The sequence below is a fragment of the Sphingobium sp. genome (assembly GCF_032153725.1).
GTDB lineage: Bacteria > Pseudomonadota > Alphaproteobacteria > Sphingomonadales > Sphingomonadaceae > Sphingobium.
This window is the reverse complement of record NZ_JALDYQ010000035.1, coordinates 11471-28112: the sequence shown is the minus strand read 5'-3', so window position 1 is coordinate 28112 and position 16642 is coordinate 11471. Positions and strand designations below refer to the sequence as shown.

At 63.4% G+C, this 16642-nt stretch carries 10 protein-coding genes; 2 read left to right on the top strand and 8 right to left on the bottom strand.

Annotated features, from left to right (window positions below):
- Nucleotides 1-27: 27 nt before the first annotated feature.
- Nucleotides 28-1740 (top strand): type I secretion system permease/ATPase, encoded by a 1713-nt coding sequence (locus RUH75_RS12810; RefSeq protein WP_313806484.1) that lies wholly within the window; start codon nucleotides 28-30, stop codon nucleotides 1738-1740.
- 6 nt (nucleotides 1741-1746) lie between these two features.
- On the top strand, nucleotides 1747-3129 hold the full coding sequence (locus tag RUH75_RS12805; RefSeq protein WP_313806482.1) for an HlyD family type I secretion periplasmic adaptor subunit: 1383 nt from the start codon (nucleotides 1747-1749) through the stop codon (nucleotides 3127-3129).
- Between the two features lie 40 nt (nucleotides 3130-3169).
- On the opposite strand, the gene pelF is transcribed toward RUH75_RS12805, so the two are convergent.
- From pelF to RUH75_RS12765, 8 genes are read right to left on the bottom strand one after another with little or no spacing between them, the layout of a single operon-like run.
- On the bottom strand, nucleotides 3170-4660 hold the full coding sequence (gene pelF / locus RUH75_RS12800; RefSeq protein WP_313806480.1) for a GT4 family glycosyltransferase PelF: 1491 nt from the start codon (nucleotides 4658-4660) through the stop codon (nucleotides 3170-3172).
- Nucleotides 4660-5523 (bottom strand): hypothetical protein, encoded by an 864-nt coding sequence (locus tag RUH75_RS12795; protein WP_313806478.1) that lies wholly within the window; start codon nucleotides 5521-5523, stop codon nucleotides 4660-4662. Before RUH75_RS12795 ends, pelF begins: the two co-directional genes overlap by 1 nt.
- Nucleotides 5520-6467, bottom strand: a complete 948-nt coding sequence (locus tag RUH75_RS12790; RefSeq protein WP_313806476.1) for a hypothetical protein — start codon at nucleotides 6465-6467, stop codon at nucleotides 5520-5522. Before RUH75_RS12790 ends, RUH75_RS12795 begins: the two co-directional genes overlap by 4 nt.
- Nucleotides 6467-7987 carry a hypothetical protein gene (locus tag RUH75_RS12785; RefSeq protein ID WP_313806474.1) on the bottom strand — a complete coding sequence of 507 codons (1521 nt, stop codon included), beginning with the start codon at nucleotides 7985-7987 and terminating at the stop codon, nucleotides 6467-6469. The genes RUH75_RS12790 and RUH75_RS12785 overlap by 1 nt, the downstream gene beginning before the upstream one ends.
- Entirely contained in the window at nucleotides 7984-9714 is a 1731-nt protein-coding gene (locus RUH75_RS12780) for a hypothetical protein (RefSeq protein ID WP_313806472.1), read from the bottom strand. Before RUH75_RS12780 ends, RUH75_RS12785 begins: the two co-directional genes overlap by 4 nt.
- Nucleotides 9711-10574 (bottom strand): endo alpha-1,4 polygalactosaminidase, encoded by an 864-nt coding sequence (locus tag RUH75_RS12775; RefSeq protein ID WP_313806470.1) that lies wholly within the window; start codon nucleotides 10572-10574, stop codon nucleotides 9711-9713. The genes RUH75_RS12780 and RUH75_RS12775 overlap by 4 nt, the downstream gene beginning before the upstream one ends.
- Nucleotides 10571-11980 (bottom strand): exopolysaccharide Pel transporter PelG, encoded by a 1410-nt coding sequence (gene pelG, locus RUH75_RS12770; RefSeq protein WP_313806468.1) that lies wholly within the window; start codon nucleotides 11978-11980, stop codon nucleotides 10571-10573. The genes RUH75_RS12775 and pelG overlap by 4 nt, the downstream gene beginning before the upstream one ends.
- Nucleotides 11981-11996: 16 nt before the next feature.
- Nucleotides 11997-16292, bottom strand: coding sequence for a cadherin domain-containing protein (locus RUH75_RS12765; RefSeq protein WP_313806466.1), 4296 nt, complete (start codon nucleotides 16290-16292; stop codon nucleotides 11997-11999).
- Nucleotides 16293-16642 lie beyond the last annotated feature (350 nt).

Below are 16642 nucleotides of genomic sequence, written 5' to 3'. Positions count from 1 at the left end.
CGTGACCTTCATAAACCAGCTGCCCCGATGAAGGCCGCCCTGTCATCGTGCAGGCGGCATTTCCTGTCTTCATTGGTCTTCAGCGCCCTGATGAACGTCCTGTACATCGGGCCGGTTCTCTACATGTTGCAGGTCTATGATCGCGTCGTCGCGGGCCAGGGCAGGCTGACGCTGTTCTTCCTGACCGTGATCATCATTTTCGTGATCGGCACGCTGGCGCTGCTCGAGCAAGTGCGCTCCCGCCTGCTGGTGCGGGCGAGCATGCGGCTGGACCGGCAACTTGCCGGCCTTCTGCTCGACACGACCCTGAGCGGGCGCGGTTCCACCAGCGAGACGATGAACAAGCAGGTCCTGCGGGAATTCGATACGTTGCGGCAGGCGCTGACGGGTCCCACGATCCTGTCGATCTTCGATTTCCCCTGGAGTCCCGTCTACGTCATCGTATGCTTCCTTATCCATCCGACCATCGCCGCCATGGCGGTCGTCGGCGGCGGAGCGCTTCTCTTCATCGCCCTGCGCAACGAAAAACAGACCAATGCGCCGCTGAAACAGGCCAATGAGGCCGCGAACAAGGCCTATGTCAGTCAGGAGCAGACGCTCGCCGGCGCGGAGGTGATCCGCGCGCTCGGCATGCGGAGCGCGCTGGTGCGGCGTCATCTGCTCGAACGCCATGCGATGCTCAATCTTCAGGCGAGCGCGAGCTTTGCCGGTGGCCATTATGTGGCGATCAGCAAGTTCATCCGGCTGTTGCTGCAATCGCTGGCACTGGGCCTGGGCGCCTGGCTGGCCATCAACAACCAGATTTCGGCGGGCGCGATCTTCGCCTCCTCCTTCCTGATCGGGCGGGCGCTGGCGCCGATCGACCAGTTGCTGGGCGCATGGCGCAATGTCGTCCATGCCCGCGCGAGCTATGCCACGCTCAACGATCTGCTCGCCGCGAAAGAAGCTGACGTCACCCTCACCCGCCTGCCTGCGCCGATCGGTCATATAGCGGTCGAACATCTGACCTATTTCACCCCCGGTCTGGACCGGCCGATATTGGCGGACATCAGCTTCACCGTCGAACCGGGAGAAGTCATCGCCATTGTCGGGCCGAGCGGCGCGGGCAAATCCACCCTGCTGCGCATGCTGTCCGGCGCGGCCCGACCGCTGCGGGGAGCGATCCGCTACGACGGCGCCAATATCCAGGATTGGGATTCGGAGCGGCTGGCGGGCTTTGTCGGCTATTTACCGCAGGATACATCGCTGTTCGCCGGAACGATCAAGGAGAATATCGCCCGCTTCGGCAATTTCCTGTCGGACGATGATGAAATCATCGACAACGCCGTGATCGAAGCGGCCCGGCTGAGCGGCGCGCATGAAATGATCCTGCATTTGCCCGGCGGCTATAATCTGACGCTCGGTTGGGGCGGGCGTGGGCTGTCCGCCGGGCAGGCACAGCGCGTGGGGCTGGCGCGGGCGCTTTATGGCGCGCCGCCGCTGGTCTTTCTGGACGAGCCCAATGCGCATCTCGATGCCGAGGGCGAAGTGCGGCTGGTGGCGACACTGGCCGACCTCAAGAAGAAGAATGCCTCCGTCATCATCGTGGCGCATCGGATGGGAATATTGGGCGTGGTCGACAAGATCATGGTCATGCGCGACGGGCGAATGGAAACCTTCGGATCGCGCGACGACGTGCTGGGGCGGCTGAAGGCGATCCGGTCGGAGGAGCATCCCACGTCACAAACCGCGGAGGGATGAGGCGCCATGGGGGACATTCAACTGAGGGATGCCAGCGGGGCCGTCCAACTCTATTATCCCGCGGCGAAGGATGCCGAAACGATTGATGACAGACCGGATCGCGACATGCGGACGGGCACGATCATCGCCATTCTCTTCTTCATCCTGTTCCTGGGCTGGGCTGCCTTCGCGCGGCTCGATGCGGCGGCTTATGCGCCCGGCCGGCTGACTGTGTCCGGGCAGCGCCAATCGGTGCAGCATCGCGACGGCGGCGTGGTCGGCGCGATCTTCGTGAAGGAAGGGCAGCATGTCCGGCAGGGGCAGCCGCTGATGGAACTCGCCTCGGCCGAAGTTCGCGCGCAGGCCCGCATGTATGGCGCGCAACTCATCGAACTCAAGGCGCAACGGGCAAGGCTGATCGCCGAGCAATTGGGGGCGAGCCGGGTGGAATGGCCCGCTGAATTCGCCACTCTCAAGGGACAGGAGCAGGAGGACGCGCAGGAGGCGATCCGGCTCCAGCAGACGCAGTTCAATGCCCGTTCCTCGGTACTGGCCGCCCAGACCGGGGTGCTGCACGAACAGGCCAATCAGGTGCAGCAGACGGCGCGCGGCTATCGTTCGCAACTGGCTGCGTCGTCCGAACAGGCCCGGCTGATCGGGGAAGAGCTGGACAGCCTGCGGGACGTGGCGGAAAAAGGCTTCGTCTCCAAATCGCGGATCAGGGCGCTGGAACGCGCGCGCGCCGATCTTCAAGGGCAGGAAGGACAATTTTCGGCGAGCATAGCCCGGTCCGGCGCAGAATCGGGAGAAAATCGGCTGAAGGCGCTGGAAGCGGAAAAGGCCTATAAGGAACGCGCCGCATCGGAATTGCGAGATGTCGAATTTTCATTGAACGAGATATTGCCCAAATATCGCGCGGCCGGGGATCAGCTTGCCCGGCTCGCGATCCGGGCACCCGCGACGGGCACGATCGTAGGCCTCACTGTCTTCACGGTCGGCGGCGTGATCTCCCCTGGCCAGAAGCTGATGGATATCGTTCCCGACCGCGCGGGCCTGGTCATAGAGGCGCGTGTCTCGCCGGACGATATCGATGATCTGAAAATGGGGCAGCGGGCACAGATCCGGTTCAGCAGCCTGCATGAACGGGACCTGCCGATCATGGATGGCCAGATCACCCGGCTGTCGGCCGACAGTTTTCAGGACGAAAAGGCGGGCGTGTCCTTCTACACCGCAGAGGTGATCGTGCCGTCCAGGGAACTGGATGCGATCAGGACGGTGCGTGGCCAGGACTTCAGCCTGAAAGCCGGGATGCCGGTGCAGGTGCTGATACCCTTGCGGCGGCGGACGGCATTGCAATATGCGTTCGAGCCGCTGACCCAGTCGCTATGGCTGTCCTTCCGGGAGCATTAGGGAATTTATGTAAGCCGGCAAAGGAATTGGGAAACGGCGTTCATTGCAGTTCCGAAAAGCGGGCCTGGGCGCCGAGCGCATTGTAGATGTGCCGATATTCGGCAATGATGGCGTTGCGATCATAATCCCTGACAACGCGTTCGCGCAGGGCTTCGCCCATGGTGCGGCGCAGCGACGGCGCCCGCAACAGGCTCATAATGGCTGCTGCCGTCCCCTCGGGATTGACCAGTTCGGTGACGATGCCGCCGGGCCGGTCGACGGCGGGCGACCGACCTTCGATCAACTCCCTGCAACTGCCCACATCGGGCGCCACCACGGGAACCCCGCAGGCCCCCCCTTCCAATATGACCAGCGGCTGCGCTTCCGACAGGCTGGTCAGGACGATCAGGTCAATTCGCGGCAACCATTCCGCGACATTGACGCGCCCTGCAAATTGCACGGCATTGCCGATCCCCAGTTCCTTGACCAGCGACTCACAATCGGCGGCATAGTCGGGGTCCTCGTCCAGCGGTCCCAATATGGCGAAGCGCACTTCCGGCATCTCCGCCAGGATGACGGCCGCCGCCCTTATGAACGTCTTGATATCCTTGATCGGCACGACCCGGCCGATCAGCGCCACCAGGGGACGGGCAGGATCGCAGGTCCGTTCCATATGCGCGAAACGATCCGCCTCGATGCCGTTGGGAATGACCCGCAATCGTTCCTGCCTGGCGCCCAGCCGCTGCTGGGTCTGATTGTTGGCGCCGTAAAGCGCGATGATCGGGTCGCACGCATCATAGCAGGCCCGCGTATAGGTCTGGAAAACGGCCAGCCACAAATCGCGCAGGTCATGCCCATCCCGGTCAAGCGTCAGGCCGGTTTCGATCTGGTCGCCGATCCAGTCGGCCATCATGATTTCGATCTGCCGTTCCAGCATGTAGATGCCGTGTTCGGTGATGAAGGCGGGGTGCCCCGTTTCATAAGCCGCCCGCGCCGCCAGCAGCCCCGCAAAGCCGGTTGAAATGGTATGGTAGACACGCGCCCGCGGCAGGGGCGCGAGCAACATCTTGAGCAATCCGCCCAGCAGAACCCGCATGGCCCAGAAGAAATGATGAAAGGAAGCCGACCGAAAAGCCGTATCGTAATAATGGGTGAACAGATCGAATATTTCGGGATTGGACAAAAGATCGCCCGCGGCGGGTGCCGGCTTCAGCACCTCCAGCGCCTGACGCAGATCGATCAGTTCATTCCTCCCCCCGGTCGACAGGAAGGCAAGCAGCAGGCGGCCGATGCGCTTCATCTGCGGCGCGGGATAGCGGCGCGGCAGGCAGGGTTCGACCAGCAGGGGGATTTCCACGACCTGCACGACATTGGGCGGCGGCACCATGCGCCAGGGCTGCACATTCGCGCCTGCCTTGATCGCGACCAGTGAAAATCGCAGATCGGGCATGCTCTGGATCAAATCCTGCAACCAGCTTGAAACACCGCCGACGACGAAAGGATAGGCGCCTTCGACGATCAGGCATACATCGCTGTCCTGCGCGCCGGACATCAGGAAGCCCGCTCGACGCCCGCCATGCGGACGGGCGAGGCCTTGCCCGCCCGCGCCATGGCACGCCTCAGCTGGGCGCGCGCGGCTTGCAGCGCCCGGCGCCGGATATCGCCCCCCTTCAGCAGTCCCGCAATGTCATCCAGCTTGCGTTTCGCCTCCTGACACAGGCGCAGCCGCTGGCCCTGGGGCAGCAGCTGGTTGAAACAGCCATGATCGGCCAGCAGCATGGCAAGGGCATAGCGGTCGTCCAGATTCTGGGCCGGCGCGATCCGGGCCTGCAATTCGCTGCGTTGCTGCGCCAGATTGTAGCTCACCTGCACGGCGGCGGCGGCGGCCAGTGCGCGGATGGTCTGGTCTTCGTCCGACAGGGCCATGACGATCAGGGGAGACAGCCGGGGCTCAAATGAGGTCACTGCGGTTTCCAACGCCCGATAGCGGGCTTGCAGATTGCCGTAGCGCAGCATCGTGGCCAGCGATCCGATCTCATCGCTGTCCGGATAGCGCACACGGTCATCGAGTATCCGGCCAAGCCGTTCGACCGGCGAAATCCCGTTCATGAAACGCCGCTGGCGAACAGGGGAACGCTGATAGGCAATCTGCCGCTTCCTTCGCGGCTGCACGACCAAAGGCGCCAACAACAGGCAGGCCAGCATTCCGGCGGGACCAATGGCGGCGCCAATCGGCAAGGCGAAGCCTTGCAGCGCGTTAAGCCTTTTGAGCCGGGGCATCGCAGCCAGCAAGGCGCCCGAGCTGAGCGCCAGATGCGCGGGCGCGAACCACAAAATCGCTCCCTTTCCCGCAATCAGGCTCTGTAAAAGCAGGAACAGATCGACAATCGAGCAAAGTGCGAGCCAGCCGATCAAGCCACTTTCCCTTCCGGCACCAGCCATTTCGATGCGAAGGCCTGGTCGCGCCCGAACAATGCCGGGCATTTGCCGAGCAGGTCCGCGACATGGAGGAGTTGCGCCACATAGGCTTCGGTGATCCGGACGCCCGCAACATCATGGACAAGGATGATGGCCAGCAGCTGCTCCCCTGCCCCCGCCACTGGCACTGCCAGGATGCCCAGTTTCGCAAGCAGCAGTTGATCGGGTCCACGATCGCTCCGCAGCGGCCGCGGGGCGGCAAGCATCGCCTGGGCCATGACCGACCGCGTCAAGTCCGCAGGCTGGCCGGGCGCGGCCTTGCCTCCGAATCGTGCGATGACCTGACTGCCGTGCACATCGTAGAAGGTGAAGTCTTCCGTCTGCGCTGCCAGCGCGATCATGCGCGCCACGGCGTCGACCTGGCTTTCCGGATCGGGTTGCGAAAGCCCCAGCCCGGCGGCAATGGCCTGCACGACCGTCCGCTGTTCCGTCGCGATCCTCACCTGAAGCCTGCGGTTGATATCGGTGAGCCGCGCGATGATTTCCGCCAGCCTTTTCCAGTTGCGATCCATGGCCTGATGCTGCCGTTGCTGATCGGCGATCCGGTTCACCCGATTGGCCGTGACTTCGCCCATCACCAGCGCCGTCACCATCCACAACATCGGCTGGATGGAAAGGCGCAGTTGTTGTTCGATATGATCCGCCGATCCCGGCCACAGGTCCGACCAGTGGAACCAGATGGCCGAAGCGATGGCTCCGGCGACCAGCCCGGCGCCCGTGCCATAGGCCGTGGCCATGATCAGCACCGGCAACCAATAGGGATTGGGATTGAGGTCCGAAAAGGCATCGCCTTTGGAAAGGCCCAGATCGATCGCCATCAGAATGGCGAAGAGGATCAGCATCTCCGTGCCTTGCAGCAGGATCGGCCGCTTTTTCAGCATCAATGCCTCCCCAGATAACGCGTCAGCGCCACGCGCAGATAGAGCTGGCGGCCCGAAATGCCCGGCCGGCTGATCGAGCTGACGCCGCCGCTCGCCTGAAGCCGCCAGCCGTCGCTCAGCCGCCCCGTGGCGCTGACATTGGCGGTGGGTCCGTTTGTCTTGCCCTTGCGATCGAAGGTCCAGCCGGCAGCGCCGGTCAATTGCCATCGCGTCCAGGACATGCCCGACACCAGCTGAAAACTGTGATTTTCTCGGTCGCTGAGCGGAATATAGGCCAGCCCGTTGGGCCGAATCCGGGTGCGATCGACATATTCGGCGTCCAGCCGATAGCTGATCGCCAGCGAGGGCGAACCGCGACGAAGCAGATAATCGGCGCCGCCGGCCGCGGTGAAACTGCGCGTGACGGCACCGGTGCCGCTCAGCCCATAGCCGTTCCACGCGCCGTCGGCCTGCACCGACAGTTCGGGCGTCAGCCGGATCGTCCCGCCGATCCCCGCCCGGCTGATATGGCCACCAAAGGTCGATTGCTCGGGCGTAGCCAGATCCGGCAGGCGATAGGCAAGGACCAGTCGCCCCTGCCTTTCGGGAGGACCGGCGAACAGGCGAAGGCCCGCGCCCACGACCTTCTCGTCCAGCTGCGCGCTGCCCTGCAACTCGATCCGCGAAACCGGACCCAGATTGACCGTCGCAAACAGGTCGCCAATGGCCGAACGCGACGTGCGGTTGCTGATGATGCCGCCCGGTCCATAGACCGTGTCCGCCTCCGACCGGAACCAGCGGACGCCGGCGCCTGCCGAGAAACGCGGGTTGAACGGGACCATGGCGTTGAGTCCCGCCTCCGCCTGCCAGAAGACCTTGCCGCCCCGCGCCGTCACTGCTGCCGCGACGCTGCCGCCGGATTCCGCGATGGCCTGACGCGCGAAGGGATCATCGGCGGCAAGATCGCGATAGCGCGACGCGCCCAGGGCCAGCGCGCCTTCCGCAATTTCCATGTCGCCCAGCAGGCGTTGGATGCGCCTGTCCTCCGGATGGGCCGCCGCCAGAGGAACGAGCCGTCGCCGCGCTAGGTCCGGATAACCCGCCGCTGCATCGGCCTGCGCCCTGGCGATGGTGAGTTCGGCGTCCATGTCCGTCGTTGGCGGCGGGGCCGCCATTGCAGGCGCGGACGATGGCTCCGGGTCAGGCACGAAGCGAACATGCAGGCTTCGCGCGTCCGCGGTCACCTCCAGCCTGCGCCCCGCCGCGGCGCGCAGGACCAGGCTGTCGTCATTCCAGCGCAGATCGGCAAGATCAGGTCCGGCCGCCTTGGCGAAATCCTTGAGCGCCTCATCCGCGATCGGCCGATCGAACCGCACGACCAGCTCATAACCACTATTGTCCAGTTGCAGATGAACGGTCCCGCCCCATTGCAGGTCGACCGTCCCTATGTCGGCCGCCATCACCCCGGCGTCGGGCGGCAGCGCCGCGATCATCAGAGGCGGCGGTCCGGCGAGCAGCAGGGCGGCGGCGAATGGCGTCATGGTCGCAGCACCTTCCGCGCCCGTCCCGGATTGCCGGCGTTGATAAGAAGCCGCGCAAGCATGATGTCGAGCTTGCGATCATGGGGCGTTGCCTTGCGCAGCGCTTCGACCATGGCCATCGCCTGGGACGTTCGGCCAAGCCGCGTCAGCAGTTCGGCCTGCTCGACCGACGGAGAAGGAGCGAGGGCCAACAACCGCTCCAGCCAGGGTCCGGCCGCCGCTTCCCCTTTCAGCTTCGCCTGCGCGTCGCTCATCAGGCGCAGCGCCGCAGGGTCATCGGGCCGGTCCCGCAGATAGATTTGCAGTTGATTGATGGCGCCCCGCGCATCGCCCTTGTCCCAGCCATTCCAGGCCAGGCGCAGGCGATCGGAGGGCTTCGCCCGCCCCGCCGCGATCCGGGCATTGGCAAGCGCGAGGTCGTAATAAGCTGCCTTTTCGGACGGAACCATTGCGCTGGCCGCCGTCTCCAATTGCGCAGCGGACAAGGCGCGGCCGTCCAGCAGGCGGTCGAGCGCGCGTGCTGCGGCCGCCCGATCCCGCGCGGAATTGGCGAGCGCGATGCGCTGGACCAGCACGTCGTCATTGTCGGCCGAAGGCTGGGCTTCCAGAAAAGCTAGCGCCTCCGCGGGCTGCGCCCGCTCGATATAGGCCGGCATCCAGCGCGGATCAGCGGACGCACGCGCCTTGAGCCAGGCAAGGTCCTGCGCGACCGGACGGGGTCCCATCAGGTAAAGCATGCGGGCGGTCGAGGCCTTGTCGTCCGATGCCCTCCGCAGCAGCGCGATGGCGTCGGAGCGGAAGCCCTTCTCCAGAAGGCGCTGCGCCACGGCCTGCCGATCGGCGCCACGCTGAACAGCGGCATCCAGCAGCCATCGGCGGATGGCCTCCCTGTTCCCGGACGCCATGATGATGCTCTCCCGCGCGGCATCGCGGCCATCCGGCAGCATCGCGGCATAGCGAAGCGCCGATCCGGTATCGCCCGAACGCTGCGCCAATGTCATGGCCAGCCAGGGATTATGACTGCGCCAGTTCGGCGTCCCTGCCCGGTCGATGCGGGAAATGAGATCATAACGCCCCGTCCCGCTGGCCCATGACGCGAGATCGAGCGACTGCGTCGGGCTGAGCGGCGCGATGGCGCCATGTTCGGCCGCGACGATCAGCATGTCGGGCCGCGCCAAGGCATAGCTGGCTTCGATCAGATCCTTTTCCGGCGCGCTTCCCTCGTTCATGGCGGCAGAGCGGAGCAGATCGGCAGCGCCCTGATCGTCCCCTGTCTTGCGGCGCAGATCGAAGCGCAGGCGCCAGGCGGCGGGCGCCGCGTGATCGGGCCGGCTCTCCAGAAAGGCAAGCGCGACATCCGGCCGCCCGCCCGCCAGAATATCGTAGGTGATCCGGTCGCTGGCAACCGCATCGCCGCCTTTCGCAAGCGCGTCGGCCAATCGGGACAGAAGCGGCGCGGAGGCCGTTGCCACAGATGCATTCAACAGGCGCTGAATCTCCGGAAGGTTGAGCCTTCTCCCCTCCGAAAAGCGCTGCATCAGCACCGCGGTGCCGGGGGACGGCGACGGGGCTGCAACCGGTGGCGGCGCGAATGTTCCTCGCCGGATCGCATCGGCAATCTGCCAATGGCTGGGCATCAGCAGGGCCGTGGCGGCGAGCAGCAACCCTCCCCCCACTATCGGTCCGATGAAAGCCATGTTCTGGCTGCGCAGCGCTTCGATCTTCATGATAGGGGCTCCGGAATGAGCCGGTCGAGGGCCAGGGCGGAAACATAGGGCTGGAAACCCGCCGCGCGTTCCTTGGCATAAAGGCCCGCTACGGTCGCCTTGTCGCGCGGGTCCCAATAATCGAGCGTGGCAAGGCCAAGACGGGGATTGATCTGCTTCGCGGCAAGCAGATGGCCCGCTTGCCACGCCCAATCCTCGGCCGTGGTCATTTCATAGCGGGCATCCGCGAAATTCCAGCGCGACGCCATGGCTTCGGCCAGCACCAGGTCGATCTGCGTGGCGACCTGAGGCAGCAGCGCATAACCCCGGTTCATCATGATCACCATGTCCGGGAAGCGTTTCCGGATGGCCTGCACCAATCGGGCAGCGCCTGCGACCATGCCCTTGTTCCGGTCGGCGTCCTGCCGCTCCAGCGCCTCGGCATTGTCGAGCGTGTCCATGAAAATGCCGTCATAGCCCTTGCGCAATATGGCCGGGATCAGCCGATCGAGCACAAGCCGCGTCCATGCCGGATCGCGCAGATCGACAAGACGCGCCTCGGGCCAGTTCGGATTGGCATGGCGCAGCGCGCCCGCCTTTTCGAGTTCGGCGGCAAATGGCCGCGCGGCATTGACTTCGCCAAGGCTGATATAGCCCAGCAACCGGCTGCCGGGGCCGCGCAGCGGCGCGAGCGGCCGCTCAAAATCGGGTTCCAGCACCAGAAGGTCGAAGCTGCGGGCGACCGCAGGATCGGTCGTCTCGCCATAATCCACGCCCCAGGCGTCGGGATGGCTGATTTCGGGAAGCGCGCGGGCGGACAGCCCGAAGACCATGAAGGAAAGGGCCAGCAGGTCGCGGCGACGGAAGGCGGCGAAGCTCATGGCCAGAACCTCGCCCACAACCCCTTATTGCCAACGACGGCCGGGTTATTGCCGACGAAGAGCAGATAGGTGAGCTTGCCGGTCGCCTGCGCGACCAGTGCCACGGCCAGCGACGCCGCCGTGACCGCACCGACCAGATAGCCGAAGCCGAAGCCTGCAAAACCATTGCCGCTCAACAGGAAGGTTCCGGTGGCGCTGGCGAGCAGGAAGCTGCCCCAGACCGCCACGATCCGTCCGGAAAGGTCATAATAGGACAGGATGATGCTCATCTGGATCGCGACGAGGTGGAAGATCACGCCCACCGCCGTCAGCCGGAAACCGAACATGCCGCGCGCATTCATGTCCAGCAGCCGGATGATTTCCGGTGCGAGCACCCAGCAGAAGCCCGCCAAAATCGCCTGCTCGACCATGAGCAGCCTCAAATCGAGCCTGATGACCCGGGCGACCTTCTGCCGGGCCTTTTCGATCCGGCGCCGGTTGGCGGTTCCCATGCAATGGCTCATCAGGTCAGTGAAAACCCGGTCGAAGCGGGTTTCCGTCGTGACCAGTATCAGCGTCAGCCCCGGGATCATGGTTAGCAGGCCAAGGAAGCTGGCCTGATCGTTGACCGGATTGACCCGGAGCGCCCCGATGGCCTGCACGCTGCCCGGCGCCCACCAGAGCAGCCATTTGTCGATCCAGATGGCCAGTGCATTGGTCAGGCCTGCTGCTCCCAGCGTGAGGACGCCGGGCGTCGTGCTGATCCAGCCTCTCCGCCAATCGGGGGGGGCCGGGAAATCCTCCCTGATGGCGGAGATCAGCAGGGTCAGCGTCACGAGCAGTCCGACCGCTATGAAGGCCAGCACTGCAATGGGCTGCGTAGGACGAATGAGGATCAGGAAGAAAGCCGCCATGGCGATCCCGGACAGATAGGCGAGGAAGATGGGTCGATGCCGCCAGGTCGCATGCAGGAAGGGGCTGGCGATCCAGATCTGCGCGAACAGCGTCAGGATCGCGGTTGCCAGCAGGAACAGGTCTGGCTGCATCCCAGCCGCAAAGCCGAACAGCAGATCGCCCATGATCAGCGACGCCACCGTGGCCCAGACCAGTGCAGCCATCAATATCGAGGGGATGGCGTCGCGTTCCCCCAGATAGAAGCGGTCGGATGCGACGCGCGTCGCGATCATCGCCAAAGGCGCGGTGATGACCGTGGAAACGCCAAAGGCATAGACCAGGCTGGTCTGGATGATCACATGATCCGCCGGAACCATGGCCGACCGGGTCCAGCCTTGCAGCAGGAACACCGCGCATGCCGTCATCAGCCAGGGACCGGAACTGATGACGGCACCGTGAAAAGCGGCATTGGCGATCCCGCCAAGCCCCTCCTCTCGGGCTATACGGTCCAGTCTGAAGCCAATGCCAGCCATTCCCCCGACCTCATCGTCAGAGCATGAAGTCCGCGGCCGTGAGGTTGTGCACCCCGATCAGCCTGATGGCGAATTCAACCGTGGCCGGATTATTGTCCACATTCCCTTCGACAAAGGTGTCCGTGCCGTTGGAGTAGAAATGGAGCTGTCCGGCCGCGGAAAAGGCTGCATTGCCGATGAAGGAGAAGGCCTGGTTGCCGGACTGCGATGGATTGGGATCGATGGCGGACAGGTCGATTCTGTCGATTCCCTCCTGGAAATCCATGATCCTGTCCATGACCAGCGCCGTGCTGTTGCCCGTCGCATTGTAGATGAACAGATCGGCATCAGCGCCGCCGGTCAATATGTCGGCGCCCGCGCCACCCGTGATACGATCGGCACCCGCTCCACCGTCAATGGTGTCGATGCCCCCATTGCCGTTCAACGTGTCGGCGCCGCCATTGCCGATCAGGGTGTCGTTGCCGCCCGCGCCCCTCAGCGTATCTTCTTCACCCCCACCGGTCAGCGTCGATCCGGTGCTTAGCGCGGTCTGCGACGAGCCCGTGACATTGGTGATGACGATAGTCAGGTTCTGGAAGTCCTGCGCACCCAGGTTGTCCGTCGCCAGCACCTGCACCTGATAGCGATTGTCCAGATTGGAGTCGGTGGGATTTTCGAAGTCCGGGGCTGTTTTGAAAGTCAGAACGCCGGTATTGGAATCTATGGAGAAAAGCGCCCCATCGACGGCCGAACCCAGCGAATAGGTGACGGTCTGGCCGATATTGGCATCCGTCGCGCGGACGGTCGTCACCGCTGACCCATTTTCCGCCATCCTGATAGTGGCCGACGCCCCTCCTCCATTGGAGGTGATGATCGGCGGCGCATTGAGGATGGTCACGGTGACGGCGATCGCCTGCTCGTCATAGAGCGCGCCGTCCGACGCGCGCACGACGACGTCATAGACATTGTTCCCGCCCACATCGGTCGGCAGCAGGAAATTGGGCGTGTTCGCAAAATTGAGCTGCCCGGTCGACGAGTTGATCGTGAATTTGGTGGCGTCCACCCCGCCGGAAATGGAATAAACCAGCGTCGTGTTCATATCCGGATCGACCGCCGTCACCTTCATGACCGGCCGCGTACCGCTGGAGACGGAGATAGCCGCCGTGTCGCCGCCGCCGCCCGATGTGATCACCGGCGCCGATTCATTGATATTGGTGACGGTGACATTGATGGCCTGCTCATCGAACAGCGCGCCGTCCGATACCCGAACCGTCAGGCTATAGACATTATTTCCATTCGCATCGGTCGGCACATCATAATTCGGTGCCGTCAGGAAGGCGAGTGCGCCGTTGGTGGGATTGATCGAGAACATCGCCCGATCCGGCCCGCCCACGATCGAATAGGCCAGCGTCGTCCCCGCATCCGGGTCCGTCGCGGTGACGGTCGTAACAGCCACGTTGTTTTCAGGCATGGAAATCGCCGCCGTCGCCCCGCCACCGTTAGAGGTGATGACGGGCGCCTCATTCACATTGGTGACGGTGACGGCAATGGCCTGCTCGTCGAACAGATAGCCGTCGGAGGCGCGGACGATCACGTCATAGACGTTGTTCTGGCCGCTGTCCGTCGGCGCCTCGAAATTCGCCGCGGCAAGGAAGGCGAGTGCGCCAGTCGCGCCGTTGATCGTGAACTTCGCCGCATCGGCCCCACCGGAGATGGAATAGGCGATCACCGTTCCGGCGTCCGCATCGGTCGCGGTCACCGTCGTGATCGTGGTGCCGTTCTCGGCGATGGAAAGCGCGGCGTTCACACCGCCACCATTGGAGGTGATCACGGGCGGGTAGCCGGTTTCCAGCACGACATTGTGCAAACCATAGGCGCCGACGTCCAGCGTCACGATCTCGCCGATCTGGCTGACCACCGTGGCGCCGTGGACCACGACATTCTTGCCGCCGGGATTGGCGATGTCGATGACGACCTTGCCCTCGCCCTGAAGCGAGAAGGCGAGGTTACGGCCGTCGCCCGTCAGGCTCATCAGCACCGACCGCATCGGCAGATCGGTGATGTGGGTCACATCGTCGGCCGCCGCGCCCAGATTGATCTGGAAGGTTCCCCCGTTCTGGGGAAGGAAGACGCTGTCGCTGTCATAGGCATACCAGCCCGTCACATTCTGGATGACCAGCGAACCCTGGCGGTCGACATCCAGCGAGAGGTTGCCGACATCGCTGCCGATGACGCTGGCGGTGATGCTGTTGCCCAGAACGGTCGTGTTGATCGTGGCATTTTGGACCGCCGTCATGCGCGCGGCCAGATCATCCAGCGTGACGAATTCCATGTTTGCCGCCACCGCATGCTGAATCCAGCTGGTGAACAGCGAAATATCATAGGGGCTATCCAGCGCGGGACTGCCCGAAACGAAATCCGCCGCGCCATAATCATGCCAGGGCCATACGATCACCGGCGTCTGCGCATTGGCAACCAGCTTGTCGAACTCGCTGATCCAGGCCGCCGTCGCGTCAGCCACCGACTTCTTCTGAAATTCGACCAGGGTGAAGTCGAAGGATGTGTTGGGCGCGAAATAGATCTGGTTCTGATTGGCGGGCGTCAGATAGCCGAAGGCATTGGGATAACCCGCCCCCTGCGCCGCATAGCCGCCGGTCAGATAATCCGTCACATATTTCATGATCTCCTGGGACGCGGGCAGAAGCTCCGGCGCTCCCGGTACGGCAGCGCCGACGATCTGAAATGGTCGTTGCAGATAGTTGGAGAGCTGGTCGTTGAGGATCGTGGTGCTGCTCTGGAACTCCGTCTGAATCTGCGAGGCGCTGAGCAGATTGGTGTTATCCGGGTGCGTCAGGCTGTGCGTGCCGATTTCGTTGCCAAGGTCGAGCAGCGCCTTGTAATAAGGCAGGGACACGGCCCAGTCGGTGCCGGTGCCGTTGGTGCCGTTGCCTACATTCAGATAGAAGCTGCCGACGAAATTATAGTCCGCCTTCCACTGCGTCAGGATCGGCAGCAGTCTGTCATAGATGCCGGGGGTGGTGCCTGCGGGATTGACGTCCTCCAGCTCCTGGCTCTGGTCCATGTCGACGCGGGCGGCGACGATGCCCGAATCGCGCGACAGGTGCAGGCCGACCGACAGGCCGGTGCCGTTGGCCGCATAGGAAATCGCCTGTTGCAGCATATTGGCGTCGGCCATGACGCCTTCGCTGGAGAACAGGACGTTGCGCGCCGGACCGGTCTGCGTGGCAAGGGCCGCCGAATAGACCTGTCCGCCGTTGATGGTTTCGGTGGCGATTTGATGGCCTGTGCCGCTGACGCTGGTAAAGGCGTTCCAGCCGACATTGGAGTAGCTGTTCACCTGCTGGCCATTGGCATAATGGTCGAGGACAAGACCGGTCGGGTCCGTCGCGTTTATCACCACATTGCCGGTGCCGCCGGTGACGCGCGTGGCGTCGAACAGCAGCTTCATCTGGGCATAGGGATCGCCCGGCAGCGGATCGCCGCCAATCGCGCCGCCCGCCACATGGGGCTGGTTCGTCATGAATTCGCCGGCCGTGATCAGGCCGATGCCCAATTGCTTGCTCGCCATTTCCAGCGTGTGGGTGATCGCCTCCACCTTGTCCGCAGCCACGTTCCGGAAGGACGGAAAGACGAGCGCGTCATAGTGGGAGAGCTTGTTCAGGTCGGTAAGGTCAGCCTCCGTCAATATGTCGAAGGGGATGCCGGCCTGGATCGCCTGCGACTGAACGGACATGAAAAGCTGCGAATAGGCGGTCGGGCTGAAATAGGCGTCGGCCGTCGTCTGAGAGAAGACGATGCCGATCCGCATGTCGGGCGCCTGCGTCGCGGTCGGCTGGTTGAAGACCGTGAACGGTGCGGACTGGTAATTGGACGGCATGAAGCTGTTCGACAGGTCATTGACGTCATAATAGGTGTACATCGCCGCCGGATTGCCCACCGCAGTGGTCGGCAGCCGGAATTCGACGACCGTACGATCCGCCGACCAGGCCGCCTGCAATCCACCGAGTACAAGAGTGCCGCCCGCCGCACCGGAATAGAGGTTCACCGAACCGTCGGCCGCGAAATTGACATTATATTCCGCGCCACCCGCGAAGCCGAATATCTGATAGCCCGTGGAGGTCTGGCCATCCGTGTTCAGCCAGACGGTGGTGTTCGCGCCTATGGCGACAGGCGCCTTCAGGGCGAAAACGAAGGCGTCGCTGTCAAGGGTCGCATAGACCTGATAACCGGGGGCGCTGCTGTCGTCGATCCGATCGGTCGCGAGCCAGTCATTAAGTGAACCGTCAATCGTGACGCTGTGGCCAAAGGTCATGGCAAACCCCCAAACTTATGGATTTGAAAAAATCACATCATAAGTTTGCGACCGGAATATTTTTTGTTTCTCAGTAAAAATCATCCCGTGCCACTATCGTTGAAATAGCGGCATGGATTTCCTGTCGACATGCAGGCAAAAATGCCGCGTCGTCTGTCACTCCCAGCAAGTTACCCGCGCCGGTGGGGCTCCATCAGGATATCAGCGTTTTCTCGCTCAAATGCCCTTGCTGTTCCGAAATCGGCAACAGCATATGGCGCTATAGTCACACCGCGCAATTAATGGGGCGACTCGGTTTTCAGAAGTTTTTTCCCATGGTTAATGTGATGATAAGCATGATATCATGTCAA

Bases quoted from the DNA above. Each gene is read 5' to 3' on its own strand.
- RUH75_RS12810 (WP_313806484.1), top strand. From the start codon at position 28: ATGAAGGCCGCCCTGTCATCGTGCAGGCGGCATTTCCTGTCTTCATTG.
- RUH75_RS12805 (WP_313806482.1), top strand. From the start codon at position 1,747: ATGGGGGACATTCAACTGAGGGATGCCAGCGGGGCCGTCCAACTCTAT.
- pelF (WP_313806480.1), bottom strand. From the start codon at position 4,660: ATGTCCGGCGCGCAGGACAGCGATGTATGCCTGATCGTCGAAGGCGCC.
- RUH75_RS12790 (WP_313806476.1), bottom strand. From the start codon at position 6,467: ATGCTGAAAAAGCGGCCGATCCTGCTGCAAGGCACGGAGATGCTGATC.
- RUH75_RS12785 (WP_313806474.1), bottom strand. From the start codon at position 7,987: ATGACGCCATTCGCCGCCGCCCTGCTGCTCGCCGGACCGCCGCCTCTG.
- RUH75_RS12780 (WP_313806472.1), bottom strand. From the start codon at position 9,714: ATGAAGATCGAAGCGCTGCGCAGCCAGAACATGGCTTTCATCGGACCG.
- RUH75_RS12775 (WP_313806470.1), bottom strand. From the start codon at position 10,574: ATGAGCTTCGCCGCCTTCCGTCGCCGCGACCTGCTGGCCCTTTCCTTC.
- pelG (WP_313806468.1), bottom strand. From the start codon at position 11,980: ATGGCTGGCATTGGCTTCAGACTGGACCGTATAGCCCGAGAGGAGGGG.
- RUH75_RS12765 (WP_313806466.1), bottom strand. From the start codon at position 16,292: ATGACCTTTGGCCACAGCGTCACGATTGACGGTTCACTTAATGACTGG.